At 42.0% G+C, this 14455-nt stretch carries 15 protein-coding genes; 12 read left to right on the top strand and 3 right to left on the bottom strand.

The window, feature by feature from the left end; all coding sequences use genetic code 11:
• Window positions 1–71: 71 nt before the first annotated feature.
• A complete protein-coding gene (locus tag LG375_RS06095) occupies window positions 72–812 on the bottom strand; it encodes an amino acid ABC transporter ATP-binding protein (protein ID WP_002886432.1) in 741 nt (246 codons plus the stop codon).
• Window positions 812–2359: an ABC transporter substrate-binding protein/permease gene (locus tag LG375_RS06090; RefSeq protein ID WP_037597348.1), complete on the bottom strand. Its 1548-nt coding sequence runs from the start codon at window positions 2357–2359 to the stop codon at window positions 812–814. The genes LG375_RS06095 and LG375_RS06090 overlap by 1 nt, the downstream gene beginning before the upstream one ends.
• A gap of 205 nt (window positions 2360–2564) precedes the next feature.
• Here LG375_RS06090 and LG375_RS06085 point away from each other — a divergent pair, with 205 nt between their 5' ends.
• Entirely contained in the window at window positions 2565–3419 is an 855-nt protein-coding gene (locus LG375_RS06085; RefSeq protein ID WP_002883622.1) for an undecaprenyl-diphosphate phosphatase, read from the top strand.
• Window positions 3420–3478: 59 nt separating this feature from the next.
• Here the strand turns inward: LG375_RS06085 and LG375_RS06080 are convergent, their stop codons facing one another.
• On the bottom strand, window positions 3479–3850 hold the full coding sequence (locus tag LG375_RS06080) for a DUF3021 family protein (protein WP_225745491.1): 372 nt from the start codon (window positions 3848–3850) through the stop codon (window positions 3479–3481).
• 206 nt (window positions 3851–4056) lie between these two features.
• On the opposite strand from LG375_RS06080, the gene mecA reads away from it, so the two are divergent.
• From mecA to LG375_RS06025, 11 genes are all read left to right on the top strand, one after another.
• Window positions 4057–4806, top strand: a complete 750-nt coding sequence (mecA, locus tag LG375_RS06075) for an adaptor protein MecA (RefSeq protein WP_021143484.1) — start codon at window positions 4057–4059, stop codon at window positions 4804–4806.
• A gap of 3 nt (window positions 4807–4809) precedes the next feature.
• The gene (locus LG375_RS06070) at window positions 4810–5967 is read left to right on the top strand and encodes a glycosyltransferase family 4 protein (protein WP_002889771.1); all 1158 of its coding nucleotides are present in this window, start codon (window positions 4810–4812) and stop codon (window positions 5965–5967) included.
• Between the two features lie 162 nt (window positions 5968–6129).
• Window positions 6130–6900, top strand: a complete 771-nt coding sequence (sufC, locus tag LG375_RS06065) for a Fe-S cluster assembly ATPase SufC (protein ID WP_225745490.1) — start codon at window positions 6130–6132, stop codon at window positions 6898–6900.
• Window positions 6901–6936: 36 nt separating this feature from the next.
• Window positions 6937–8199: a Fe-S cluster assembly protein SufD gene (sufD, locus tag LG375_RS06060; protein ID WP_037598910.1), complete on the top strand. Its 1263-nt coding sequence runs from the start codon at window positions 6937–6939 to the stop codon at window positions 8197–8199.
• Between the two features lie 53 nt (window positions 8200–8252).
• Window positions 8253–9485, top strand: a complete 1233-nt coding sequence (locus tag LG375_RS06055) for a cysteine desulfurase (protein WP_225745489.1) — start codon at window positions 8253–8255, stop codon at window positions 9483–9485.
• Window positions 9472–9903 carry a Fe-S cluster assembly sulfur transfer protein SufU gene (gene sufU / locus LG375_RS06050; protein WP_002883658.1) on the top strand — a complete coding sequence of 144 codons (432 nt, stop codon included), beginning with the start codon at window positions 9472–9474 and terminating at the stop codon, window positions 9901–9903. The genes LG375_RS06055 and sufU overlap by 14 nt, the downstream gene beginning before the upstream one ends.
• Before the next feature lie 75 nt (window positions 9904–9978).
• Complete coding sequence (sufB, locus tag LG375_RS06045) at window positions 9979–11397, top strand: Fe-S cluster assembly protein SufB (RefSeq protein ID WP_002883666.1); 1419 nt, start codon at window positions 9979–9981, stop codon at window positions 11395–11397.
• A gap of 174 nt (window positions 11398–11571) precedes the next feature.
• Window positions 11572–11931, top strand: coding sequence for a hypothetical protein (locus tag LG375_RS06040; RefSeq protein ID WP_037597357.1), 360 nt, complete (start codon window positions 11572–11574; stop codon window positions 11929–11931).
• Between the two features lie 80 nt (window positions 11932–12011).
• Window positions 12012–12878 (top strand): Hsp33 family molecular chaperone HslO, encoded by an 867-nt coding sequence (hslO, locus tag LG375_RS06035; RefSeq protein ID WP_048790378.1) that lies wholly within the window; start codon window positions 12012–12014, stop codon window positions 12876–12878.
• Window positions 12871–13848, top strand: a complete 978-nt coding sequence (dusB, locus tag LG375_RS06030) for a tRNA dihydrouridine synthase DusB (RefSeq protein WP_070576221.1) — start codon at window positions 12871–12873, stop codon at window positions 13846–13848. The genes hslO and dusB overlap by 8 nt, the downstream gene beginning before the upstream one ends.
• Window positions 13849–14011: 163 nt before the next feature.
• Window positions 14012–14455, top strand: coding sequence for a zinc-dependent MarR family transcriptional regulator (locus LG375_RS06025; RefSeq protein ID WP_225745488.1), 444 nt, complete (start codon window positions 14012–14014; stop codon window positions 14453–14455).

The following is a 14455-nucleotide window of genomic DNA, read 5'->3' as shown; positions in this document are numbered from 1 at the left end:
GGCAGATGCCGTTTTTTTATATATTTGAGAATCTAAAAAAAGTTAAGGTCGAAACCTTAACTTTTTCGTTTTTAACCCAAGAAACGTTTGAGGAATTCCTTGGTACGTTCTTCTTTAGGATTTTCAAAGATTTGTTCTGGGCTACCTTGTTCAGCGATTACTCCTTTATCCATGAAGATGACACGGTCTGAAACATCACGTGCGAACTCCATTTCATGGGTAACGATAATCATGGTCAAACCAGTTTCAGATAGCTCCTGCATAGTCTTGAGTACTTCCCCTACCATTTCTGGGTCAAGGGCTGAAGTTGGCTCGTCAAAGAGGATGGCTTCTGGATCAACAGAGAGGGCACGGGCAATGGCCACACGTTGTTTTTGTCCCCCTGAGAGTTGTTTTGGTTTAGCTTTCCAGTATTGTTCCCCCATACCAACTTTCTCCAAGTTAGCTTTGGCGATACTCTCAGCTTCTTTACGGTCACGTTTGAGAACGGTTGTTTGAGCTACGATAGCATTTTCCAAAACATTAAGGTTTTCAAAGAGGTTGAAAGATTGGAAAACCATACCGAGTCTTTCACGATAGGTAGTGAGGTCGTAACCTTTTTCAAGGACATTGTCTCCATGATAGAGGATTTCACCACCTGAAGGTGACTCGAGTAGGTTAATAGAGCGAAGGAAGGTTGATTTCCCTGAACCTGAAGAACCAATAATTGAGATAACTTCACCTTTCTTGACGCTGAGGGAGATATCTTTGAGGACTTCGTTTTTTCCGTATGATTTTTTGAGGTTTTTAATTTCTAAAATCGTTTCAGTCATTAGTGAACCCCTCCTTGTGTGTAAGTATCTTGATCCAAACGGCGTTCTACATAACGCAAGATGCGTGTCACTGTGAAGGTGAGGACAAAGTAGATTGCTGCGATAACAAAGAATGTTTGGAAGTATTGATATGTTTGACTTGCAACAGTGTTACCTGCGAAGTAAAGTTCCACAACAGAGATAACGTTCAAAACAGAGGTATCCTTGATATTGATAACGAACTCATTACCAGTAGCTGGCAAGATGTTACGGATAACCTGTGGAAGAACAATCTTACGCATGGTTTGACCATGGGTAAATCCAAGAGCAGTTGCAGCTTCAAATTGTCCTTTATCTACAGCGAAGATACCACCACGAACGATTTCACTCATGTAGGCTCCGGTGTTGATAGAAACGATGAAGACAGCTGCTAGGGTACGGTCAATGTTGATACCAAAGGCCTGGGCAGTACCGTAGTAGATAACCATAGATTGTACAATCATTGGCGTACCACGGAAAACTTCGATATAGACATTAAGAACCCAACCGAAGAGTTTTTGGAGCAAGGCTACAAATTTATTAGCAGCTTTAGGAGCTGTGCGGTAAACACCAATCATAAGACCGATGAAAGTACCCACAACTGTACCAATAATTGAGATAAGAAGGGTAATTCCTGTACCACGTAAGAATTGTGGCCAGTTCTTAGCGATGATAGCGCTCATCTGACTAAAGAAGTTTCCTTTTTTAGCCTCATCAGTCTTATCTGCAGGTTGGATGGCAATGATGTGATCCATCAGTTTGACACGTTCCTCTTGGCTGATTCCAGCAAGGACCTTATTGACTTGTTCCATCTGCTGGCTGTCTCCTTTACGAAGACCGACGGCCAAGGATACGTCATCGTCTGAAACCTGGAAACCACCATCTTTAAGCGTAATCATCTTATATTTTGAGCTAGCTTCTTCGGCAGTTTTTGCTTCAGGACGCTCTGAAACATAACCATCGATGATACCAGATGCAAGGGCTTGGCGCATAGCACCGAAGTCTCCCATAGCTGTTTGTTTGCTGACGTCTGGGATTTGGTCAATCAAATTATAGAGATAAACCCCTTGTTGAGCTGTGATTTTAGCATCCTTGAAGTCTTTGAGACTCTTAGCGTTGGCATAATCACCATCAGAGCTAACAACCATAACAGGCTCACTTCGGTAGTAGCTATCTGAAAAGTCAATTTCTTGACGACGTTCAGCTGTTGGACTCATACCAGCGATAATCATATCAATCTTGCCAGAAGTGAGGGCAGGAATCAAACCTGTCCAAGCTGTTTTGACCACCAAGGGTTTCTTACCTTGGGCTTGAGCAATTTTTTTAGCGATTTGCACGTCATAACCGTTGGCATACTGTTTAGTACCTTCGATTGGAACGGCTCCGTTTGAGTCATCGTCCTGCGTCCAGTTGAAAGGTGCATAGGCAGCCTCCATACCGACACGGAGATACTCGTCTGCTTGAGCGCTTGATACCCCACCAAAAACGAGGAGGAGCGCTGCAAAGCAGGCTACAATAATTTTTTTCATTGAAACAATGTCTCCTATAAAAATGTCATACCTTACTATTTTACAGGAAATTAGGACCAATGACAATAAGTTGGGATTAGAAAAACAATCTCTATATCAAGATTGTCTTCAAATACAAGTTGTAATTTGATATAATGGGAAGGACAATTTGGAGCCCTGATCATTTTTGGTGTGATGGGGCTAGCATTTTAAAACGGAGATAATTATGCAAACGGCACAATTTATTATTGAATTACTAAAAGCAGTCTTTCTTGGGATTGTCGAAGGAATCACAGAGTGGCTACCTATTTCATCTACAGGTCACTTGATTTTGGTTAATGAATTCTTGAATTTGAGACAGAGTAAAGATTTCATTGATATGTTTAATATCGTAATCCAACTTGGTGCTATTCTTGCGGTTATGGTCATCTACTTTAAACGCTTGAATCCCTTCCAACCTGGTAAGACGGCACGTGAAGTGCAGTTGACTTGGCAACTTTGGCTTAAAGTGGTCATTGCCTGTATTCCTTCAGCCTTCTTTGGGCTTCTTTTAGATGACTGGATGGAGGCTCATCTCAGTAATTTCTTTGTAGTAGCTATCATGTTGGTGGTCTACGGGATTGCCTTTATTTGGATTGAGGACCGCAATCGACGTGTAGAGCCTAAGGTAACGGATTTGGCACGTATGTCATACAAGACAGCTTTCTATATTGGTCTTTTCCAAGTCTTGAGTATCATTCCAGGGACAAGCCGTTCAGGTGCTACTATTCTTGGAGGTATCATCGTTGGTACTAGTCGTAGCGTAGCTGCTGACTTCACTTTCTTCCTTGGTATTCCAACCATGTTTGGTTACAGTGGCCTTAAGGCAGTTAAGTACTTCATTGACGGAAATACTTTGACAGGTGGACAAGTAGCTATTCTCTTGGTAGCTAGTGTGACAGCCTTTGTTGTCAGCTTGTTCGTGATTCGCTTCTTGATGAATTACATTAAGAAACATGATTTTACAGTTTTCGGAAAATACCGTATCGTACTTGGTATTATTGTGCTTCTCTATGGAGCTGTTAAACTTATTTTTGGATAATTACTTTTAAGTAAACTGAAAAGGACTTCAATTGGAGTCCTTTTTATCTGGTTTTGAAATCATTTGTGGATAAGTTTTCCAAAGATGAGATAAGCCAGCAACCATAGGACTAGTCCACAAGTTAAGAAGCTAGCTAGGATTTTCAAGAAGTCCACGACATTATGCAAGGGATACCATCCGGACAAACAGAGGATTGGAAGGATGGTAACACACATGATAGAGAAGTGGAGCAGTGATTGCTGTTTGAGCGATAAACGGTTATCGTCGTAAATGGGAGCAGTTGCTAGTATGATGGCGACAATTAGCCCCGTAAGAAAGGTAGATTTGTTTACTTGATGAGGTTGCCCCGACAAGTAGAGAAGGAGCGTCAATAAACTCGATATTCCCCCAGCAATGCTAGCTCGTAGCCACCCTTTTTTGTAGGCAGTCATGGTCATCACCTCCACGTATAGGTTCACTTTTATTATACAACTTTCTGGGGGAGATGACAGGTATTAATAGGGAAATACAAGGTTTTGTTAGCATTGAGAAGTTTTTAGAAACCCTATCCTAAATAAGACGCAAACTTGCTCAGAAATTGCTATCTCTTGGCTTTTCTAGTATAATGAAATAACTACTCGTGCGAGGTTTTTTACATATGGAAATGAAACAAATAAGCGAGACAACTCTAAAAATCATGATTACCATGGAAGATCTTGAAGAACATGGTATGGAATTGAAAGATTTCTTGATTCCCCAGGAAAAAACAGAGGAATTTTTCTACACTGTCATGGATGAGTTGGACTTGCCTGATAACTTTAAAAATAGCGGGATGCTGAGCTTCCGTGTCACGCCACGCAAGGACCGTGTGGATGTCTTTGTGACTAAATCAGATCTTAAGGAAGACCTTGATTTCAACGATTTGTCAGATATGGACGACTACTCAGGGCTTTCTCCAGAAGAGTTCCTCAAGGCTCTTGAAGGTAACTTTATGGACAAGGGGGATATCGAAGCACACCATAAGCTCGAAGAACTTGAGAAGACCTTGGAAGAAGTTGATAAGGCTATGACAGAGCCTACCAAGGAAGTGGCTGAAGAAAATATTCGTGAAGACTATACCCACTATGTCTTGGCTTTCTCTGACTTTGATCAAGTAGTGACCTTTACACAAGGGCTGAAGGATGTGCCTGTTGAAGGTTCTGAGCTTTATAAACTTGGGGATGTCTACTATATGACAATCCTTCTTTACTTAGCTGATGAGCCTGATTATTACGCGAACAATATGTATGCGCGTTTTCTTGAATATGCGAATGTGGCAGACCGAACACGTGCCTACCTGCAAGAGCATGCAACAATTTTGATGGAAGAGGACGCCTTACCGGTACTACAAGCAACGAAATGGAGCTAAGACATGCCTTGGACCATTAACTATATATTCGTTTTGATTGGGACCTTTTTGATCGCCATTGTGGCGACCCCTTTGGTACGCTCTTTGGCCTTACGTGTCGGAGCTGTTGACAATCCCAATGCAAGACGTATCAATAAAAAGCCAATGCCTAGTGCTGGTGGTCTAGCTATTTTGTTGGCCTTTGTACTAGCGACCTTGGTCTTTATGCCTATGATTATTCATAAGGATATCTGGCATGTTTCCTACGTCAGGTACATCTTGCCGGTTGTTGTGGGGGGATCTGTCGTAGCTCTGACTGGCTTCATTGATGATATCTTGGAATTAAAGCCTCTACCTAAGATGCTTGGTATTGTCATTGGAGCTGTCATCGTTTGGGCTTTTACAGACTTCCGATTTGATAGCTTTAAGATTCCATTTGGTGGTCCCATGATTCATTTTGGGCCGGTCTTGACCTTGATTTTAACGGTGTTATGGATTGCGGCCATCACCAATGCCATTAATCTGATTGATGGTTTGGATGGCTTAGTTGGAGGAGTTTCTATCATTTCCCTTATGACTATGGGGGTGATTTCTTATTTCTTCCTCTATGACACTGATATTTTCTTGACCATGACTATCTTTGTCTTGGTGGCTGCCATTGTGGGATTTTTCCCTTACAATTATCATCCAGCGATTATCTATCTAGGTGATACAGGGGCGCTCTTTATTGGCTTTATGATTGGTGTCTTGTCATTGCAAGGGTTGAAAAATGCGACAGCAGTGGCTATTTTGTCACCTGTTATTATCCTTGGAGTACCTATTGTTGACACAGTGGTGGCTATTGTCCGCCGTAAGTTGTCAGGGCGCCCAGCTATGGAAGCTGACAAGATGCATTTGCACCATCGCCTCCTAGCTATGGGCTTTACTCATCGTGGAGCGGTTCTAGTGGTCTATGCCATCGCTATCCTCTTTTCATTGATTGCCCTCTTGTTAAATGTTTCTAGCCGTCTTGGTGGTATTCTCTTGCTCTTGAGTTTACTTTTGGGAATGGAAATTCTGATTGAAGGGCTTGAGATTTGGGGCGTTGGTCGAACACCTCTCTTTAACCTCCTGAAATTTATCGGAAATAGTGATTATCGCCAAGCAACCCTGTTAAAATGGAAGCAAGGGCGAAAAAATTAAACATTTGAAAAGCCAAGTAATGGCTTTTTTGTTATAATGATTCTAATTAAGGAAAATGGAAGTTCTATTTTTGTTTTCCAGAAAATAGCAAGACTATTTTCAAAAAAAATAATGCAAATTAGCGAGCGACTGCTCGCTGTATATATGAAAAAGGAGTATACAATGTCTGTACTTGAAATCAAAAATCTTCATGTTTCTGTTGAAGATAAAGAAATCTTGAAGGGTCTTAATTTGACTCTTAAAACTGGTGAGATTGCTGTTATCATGGGTCCTAACGGAACTGGTAAATCTACCCTTTCAGCTGCTATCATGGGTAATCCAAACTATGAAATCACAGAAGGGGACATCCTTTTTGATGGTGAAAGTATCCTTGACTTGGAAGTTGACGAACGTGCACGTCTAGGTCTTTTCCTTGCTATGCAATACCCAGCTGAAATCCCAGGAATCACAAATGCTGAGTTCATCCGTGCGGCTATGAACGCTGGTAAAGAAGATGACGAAAAGATTTCTGTTCTTGATTTCATCACTAAATTGGATGAAAAGATGGAATTGCTTGGTATGCGTGAAGAAATGGCTGAGCGTTACCTTAACGAAGGTTTCTCAGGTGGTGAGAAAAAACGTAACGAAATTCTTCAACTGCTCATGTTGGAACCTAAGTTTGCTCTTCTCGATGAGATTGACTCAGGTCTTGATATCGATGCCCTTAAAGTGGTTTCAAAAGGGGTTAACGCTATGCGTGGCGAAGGCTTTGGTGCCATGATTATCACTCACTACCAACGTCTCTTGAACTACATCACTCCAGATGTCGTACACGTGATGATGGAAGGTAAAGTGGTTCTTTCAGGTGGTCCTGAATTGGCTGCTCGTCTTGAGCAAGAAGGTTATGCGAAAATCGCTGAAGAGCTCGGTTACGAGTACCACGAAGAAGCGTAAGTCTGTTACTCGAAATAACTAGAAAAGGAGTAACCTATGTCAAAAGAATCTATTATCGCTTTTTCACAAGCAAAAGCAGAGCCACTTTGGTTGCAAGACCTTCGTCAAGCAGCCTTTGATAAGCTTGAAAGTTTGGCTCTTCCAAAAATTGAGCGTGTAAAATTTCACCGTTGGAATCTCGGTGATGGAACGATTACTGAAAATGAACCATCAGCAAATGTACCTGATTTTACAGCGCTTGGAAACAACCCTAAATTGGTCCAAGTAGGAACAAATACTGTACTTGAACAATTGCCAGCTGACTTGATTAGTCAAGGTGTGGTCTTCACAGACCTGACGACTGCTCTTGAGGAAATCCCAGAAGTCGTTAAAGCCTTCTTTGGTAAGGCTGTAGCCTATGATGAGGACAAATTGGCAGCTTATAACTATGCCTATTTCAACAGTACAGCGGTCCTTTACGTACCAGATAATGTTGAAATTGACTTGCCAGTTGAAAGCTATTTTTACCAAGATGGAACTTCAAATGTTCCATTTAACAAACACGTTTTGATCGTGGCTGGTAAAAACAGTAAATTGACTTACCTTGAGCGCTTTGAAACGCTAGGTGAAGCGACTGAAAAAGCTAGTGCCAACATTTCAGTTGAAGTCATTGCTCAAGATGGTGCACAAGTTAAGTTTGCTGCTATTGACCGTTTGGGCGAAAACGTCACAACTTATATTAGTCGTCGTGGTCGTATCGGTCGTGATGCCAGCATTGACTGGGCTCTTGGTATCATGAATGAGGGCAATGTTATTGCTGACTTTGATAGTGACTTGATTGGTAATGGAAGTCATGCCAATCTTAAAGTTATTGGTCTTTCATCAGGGCGTCAGGTTCAAGGAATTGATACTCGTGTAACTAACTATGGTAACAACTCCGTGGGACATATCCTACAACATGGTGTTATTTTGGAACGTGGTACCTTGACTTTCAATGGTATTGGTCACATTGTCAAAGGTGCTAAGGGTGCTGATGCACAACAAGAAAGCCGTGTTCTAATGCTTTCTGACAAGGCACGTTCAGATGCGAACCCAATCCTTTTGATTGACGAAAACGAAGTTACGGCAGGGCATGCTGCTTCAATCGGTCAGGTGGATCCAGAGGATATGTATTACCTCATGAGTCGTGGACTTGATCAAGACACTGCAGAACGTTTGGTTATTCGCGGTTTCTTGGGAGCGGTTATTACCGAAATTCCAGTTAAAGAAGTACGCGATGAAATGATTTCTGTAACTGATACAAAACTAAACAAACGTTAGGAACTATCGACGCAGATAGTCTAACCTATAATATATCTAGATAGGGAGATAAGATGTCAGCTTTAGATGCCTATAAGATTCGACAAGATTTTGCCATTTTAGATCAGGTAGTTAATGATGAACCTTTGGTATACTTGGATAATGCAGCAACGACCCAGAAGCCTCAAGTCGTTTTGGACGCTCTCATGGCTTACTATCATGAGGACAATGCCAATGTTCACCGTGGTGTACATACCTTGGCTGAGCGTGCAACAGCTACTTACGAAGCTAGTCGTGAAAAGCTTCGTCAGTTTATCAATGCTAAATCAACCAAAGAGGTCCTTTTTACCCGTGGAACGACGACAGGTCTTAACTGGATTGGTCGTTTTGCAGAGCAGGTTCTTGAGCCAGGAGATGAGGTGGTTATTTCAATTATGGAACACCACTCGAATATCATTCCTTGGCAGGAAGCTTGTAAGAAGACGGGGGCTAAACTTGTTTACGCCTACTTGAAAGATGGCCAATTGGATATGGAAGATTTGGCCAACAAGATTACTGAAAAGACAAAATTTGTCAGTCTAGCTCAGGTTTCTAACGTTTTAGGCTGCATCAATCCTGTCAAAGAAATTGCCAAGCTCGCCCACCAAGTTGGTGCCTATATGGTGGTGGACGGTGCCCAATCGGCGCCCCACATGGCCATTGATGTTCAGGATTTGGATTGTGATTTCTTCACCCTTTCTGGACATAAGATGTTAGGTCCAACAGGGATTGGGGTTCTTTACGGCAAGGAAGAGATTCTTAACCAGATGAAACCTATTGAATTTGGTGGTGAAATGATTGATTTCGTTTATGAACAGGAAGCCACTTGGAAGGAATTGCCCTGGAAATTTGAGGCTGGTACACCTAACATTGCGGGGGCTATTGCTCTTGGTGCTGCTGTGGACTACCTCTCTGCTTTAGGTATGGAAAATGTTCATGCTTACGAGCAGGAGTTAGTAGACTATGTTTTGCCTAAACTTCATGAGATTGAGGGATTGACAGTCTACGGTCCAGAGAATCCTAGCCAGCACGCAGGTGTTATTGCCTTTAACATTGATGGGCTTCATCCTCATGATGTGGCGACTGCCCTTGACTATGAAGGAGTAGCAGTGCGTGCAGGTCACCACTGTGCTCAGCCTTTAATCAATCATTTAGGTATCTCATCAGCTGCCCGAGCAAGCTTCTATATTTACAATACTAAAGAGGATTGTGACAAGCTTGTAGAGGCAATTCTTGCGACGAAGGAGTTTTTCAATGGCACTCTCTAGACTAGATAGTTTATATATGGCTGTTGTGGCCGATCACTCTAAGAGCCCTCACCATCATGGTGTTCTACCTGATGTGGAGCAACTTCAACTGAATAATCCGACTTGTGGAGATGTTATCAATCTGTCAGTAAAATTTGATGGTGACGTGATTGAAGACATTGCCTTTGCTGGAGATGGTTGTACTATTTCTACAGCGTCATCAAGTATGATGACGGATGCGGTTATTGGTAAAACTAAGGCAGAGGCTTTGGAACTAGCGGAGATTTTCTCTCTTATGATTCAAGGAGATCATAAAGATGAAGATAAGCTAGGTGAGGCTAAGCTCTTGGCGGGGGTTTCTAAATTTCCACAACGTATCAAATGTGCAACACTCTCTTGGAATGCCCTTAAAAAAGCTATAGAGAGAAGTGAGCTTTAGGAAGTCAAGGAGCAGTCAGTCTCCTTGCCCAAGCAAAAAGGAAAACGAATCAAACCTTTAATAAAGGAAAATACTATGACTGAAACAAATGAAAAAGTAGAACCAAAACCCATTGATTTGGGAGAATATAAATACGGTTTCCATGATGATGTGACACCAGTCTTTTCAACCGGAAAAGGAATCAGTGAAGACGTGGTCCGTGCCATGTCTGCTGAAAAGGGGGAACCTGAGTGGATGCTTGAATTCCGCTTAAAATCATTGGAAACCTTTAACAAAATGGCCATGCAAGAGTGGGGTCCAGACCTTTCTGGTATTAACTTTGATGACCTGACTTATTTCCAAAAGGCATCAGACAAACCTGCTCGTGACTGGGAAGATGTTCCTGAGAAAATCAAGGAAACTTTTGAACGTATTGGTATCCCAGAAGCAGAGCGTGCTTATCTTGCTGGAGCCTCAGCTCAGTATGAATCAGAAGTGGTTTACCACAATATGAAAGAAGAGTACGACAAGTTGGGGATTATCTTTACAGATACGGATTCAGCTCTTAAAGAGCATCCAGAACTCTTCAAGAAGTACTTCTCAAAACTGGTTCCGCCAACAGATAATAAATTTGCAGCCCTTAACTCAGCCTTCTGGTCAGGTGGTACCTTTATCTATGTCCCTAAAGGCGTTAAGGTGGATATTCCGCTTCAAACCTACTTCCGTATCAATAACGAAGCAACTGCTCAGTTTGAACGTACTCTTATCATCGTTGATGAAGGTGCCAGCGTTCACTATGTTGAAGGATGTACAGCGCCAACTTACACAACTGCCAGCCTTCATGCGGCTATCGTTGAAATCTTTGCACTTGATGGTGCCTACATGCGCTACTCAACTATCCAAAACTGGTCAGATAGCGTCTACAACTTGGTAACTAAACGTGCTACGGCTAAGAAAAATGCGACTGTTGAGTGGATTGATGGTAACCTTGGAGCCGAAGTAACTATGAAGTATCCATCTGTTTACCTTGATGGAGAAGGTGCGCGTGGTACCATGCTTTCAATCGCCTTCGCCAATGCGGGTCAACACCAAGATACAGGGGCTAAGATGATTCACAATGCACCGCATACATCATCATCTATTGTCTCTAAATCTATTGCTCGTAATGGTGGTAAGGTTGACTACCGTGGACAAGTCACTTTCAACAAGGATTCTAAGAAATCGGTATCTCACATCGAATGTGACACCATCTTGATGGATGATTTATCTAAATCAGATACTATCCCATTCAACGAAATCCATAACTCACAAGTTGCTCTTGAACACGAAGCTAAGGTTTCTAAGATTTCTGAAGAGCAACTCTACTACCTCATGAGCCGTGGACTTTCAGAACAAGAAGCAACAGAGATGATTGTCATGGGATTTGTGGAACCATTTACCAAAGAACTTCCAATGGAATATGCTGTTGAGCTTAACCGCTTGATTAGTTATGAAATGGAAGGATCAGTTGGGTAAAAACTCTGATAATCTAAAGGGACCAGACGGTCCTTTTTGTTTTGCTTGAAAAATCAAGAAATGAGCTCTAGATTAATGTTAGGAAGGGAGTAATTGTAATAATCAGAAAGCGTTTACAACTGATATTTAAAAAGATATAATAGATTTGAATAGTAAGTAATGGAGGGGACTAATATGGGAGTATATAACAGTGACTGGCTACTCAATCAGATTCGTGGGACAGCTAATGTTGTCAGTAAGGCTTTTAAATTTGAGACTCTAGATATTGATTTAGGTCAGGTGGAGGACGAGCAAGGTCGCACTATTGATGGAAATGACTACATTGACGACTTGTTAATCCATGAACAGTATGATCAGGCAACTACCTTCATTCATAGTCAACTCAAGCGTTTGACGACTAATGACTATAATCTCCTTGTCAGTGTCTATATGGAGTATTTGGAGAATTTGCCACCTGTAATAAGGCAGAAACACCATTTTGACGAGAGGAAAATAGCAAGTTTGAGGGAAAAGCTGTCCGAATTTTCATGGTAATTTGCTAGAGAGAGTGGGAGAGGAAACGCCAAGCGTTTACGACTTTTCCACCCTCTTTTTTGTGTTATAATAGAGTCACTATGGATAAATTAATAAAAACAATTTCAGAATCAGGTTCTTTCCGTGCTTATGTTCTTGATAGCACAGAAACAGTTAGAACCGCACAAGAAAAACACAATACATTATCATCATCAACAGTTGCTTTGGGGCGTACCCTTATTGCCAATCAAATCTTGGCTGCTAACCAAAAAGGTGAGAGCAAAATTACGGTTAAAGTTATCGGGAACAGCTCTTTTGGGCATATCATCTCTGTAGCTGATACCAAAGGACATGTTAAGGGCTACATCCAAAATCCAGGTGTGGACATCAAGAAAACAGCAACTGGTGAAGTCTTGGTGGGTCCTTTCATGGGACAAGGGCAGTTTGTTTCTATCATCGATTATGGAACTGGTAATCCCTACACGTCATCAACACCACTTATTTCTGGTGAAATCGGTGAAGACTTTGCCTACTATTTGACAGAATCTGAGCAAACGCCATCTGCTGTAGGTCTTAATGTACTTCTTGACGAAGAGGACAAGGTCAAGGTTGCTGGTGGCTTCATGCTTCAGGTCTTGCCAGGAGCTAGCGAGGAAGAAATCGCTCGTTACGAAAAACGCATCCAAGAGATGCCAGCCATTTCAACGCTTTTGGCGTCTGATGACCATATCGAAGCTCTCTTGAATGCCATTTATGGGGATGAACCTTTCAAACGTTTGTCTGAAGAGGAGCTTAGCTTTGAGTGTGATTGCTCACGTGAACGTTTTGAAAATGCCCTCTTGACACTTGGTAAGGATGAACTTCAAGCCATGAAAGACGAGGACCATGGTGCTGAAATCGTCTGTCAATTCTGCCAAACTAAGTATGAATTTTCAGAAGCTGACTTGGAGGAACTCATCAATGACTAAACTTAATTCGTCCTTCATGATTGGAAATGTAGAGATTCCTCATCGTACAGTATTAGCTCCTATGGCAGGTGTGACCAACTCGGCCTTCCGTACCATTGCCAAGGAATTTGGTGCTGGTCTTGTGGTTATGGAGATGATTTCTGAAAAAGGGCTCCTCTACAATAATGAGAAGACCCTCCACATGCTTCATATTGATGAGAATGAGCATCCAATGTCTATCCAGCTTTTCGGTGGTGATGCTGAGGGCTTGAAGCGTGCGGCTGACTTTATCCAGACCAATACAAAGGCTGATATCGTTGATATCAACATGGGTTGTCCGGTCAATAAGGTAGTTAAAAATGAAGCTGGTGCCAAGTGGCTCAAGGATCCAGACAAGATTTACCACATCGTCAAGGAAGTAACGTCAGTACTTGATATTCCTTTGACTGTTAAGATGCGTACGGGTTGGTCAAATAGTGATTTGGCTGTGGAAAATGCTCTTGCTGCTGAGTCTGCAGGTGTTTCTGCCCTTGCCATGCATGGTCGTACCCGTGAGCAGATGTACACAGGTCACTGTGATCATGAGACTTTGGCCCGAGTTGCTAAGGCTATCACTAAGATTCCGTTTATCGGAAATGGTGATGTTCGTAGCGTTCAAGACGCTAAGCTCATGATTGAAGAACTTGGTGTAGATGCCGTTATGGTTGGTCGTGCAGCCATGAATAATCCTTACATTTTCACGCAAATCAACCACTTCTTCGAAACAGGAGAGGAGTTGCCAGAACTTCCATTTGATAAGAAATTGGACATCGCCGAAGATCATCTCAAACGTTTGGTAGACCTTAAAGGTGAAAAGATTGCTGTCCGTGAATTCCGTGGTCTTGCACCACACTATCTTCGTGGAACAGCAGGAGCAGCTAAGGTTCGTGGCGAAGTCTCACGTGCCGAGTCTGTGGCTCAGGTCGAAGAAATCTTTGCGACTTTACGATAAATCTATATCTGATGAAAACTTAACCAGCTTGGTTAGGTTTTTATTTTACCTTTATTCTTCCTTGATAGTGATGATAGCCCATCACCAATCTTTTTCTTTGTCCTCCCTTGCAAAATCTCTGTGTTTTCGATATAATTAACTGGTTAAGTAAATGGAGAAAGCAATGCTAGAACTAGAAGAACAAGTCAATCAATTGATTAATCAAATCGTGCTCAAGTCTGAAAATCAGCATGAGCTCCTTATTGGGCAGTGCCGTAGTCAAGTCAAATTGACTAATACTCAGGAACATATTCTCATGCTTTTGGCTGAGGGTCGCAAGACTAATTCGGAGTTGGCAAAGACCTTAAATGTCAGTCAGGCTGCTGTTACCAAGGCTGTTAAAACCTTGGTCAAAGAGGGTATGTTGGAGGCTAAGAAAGACAAGGATGATGGGCGCGTGACCTACTTTGTCTTGACACAAGAGGCTCAACCCATAGCTCAGGAGCATGAGGAACACCACCAAGAGACCTTGGGGGTTTATCGGTCTGTATTGAATCAGTTTGATAATCAAGAGCGTCAGGTTATTGGACGTTTCTTGACAAAATTAGCAGAAAAAATTGAGGAATAA

Origin of the sequence: Streptococcus sp. Marseille-Q3604 (genome assembly GCF_916619785.1) — a bacterium.
Taxonomy (GTDB): domain Bacteria; phylum Bacillota; class Bacilli; order Lactobacillales; family Streptococcaceae; genus Streptococcus.
Note: the sequence above shows the minus strand (reverse complement) of the source record. Positions and strands in the feature narration are given on the sequence as shown.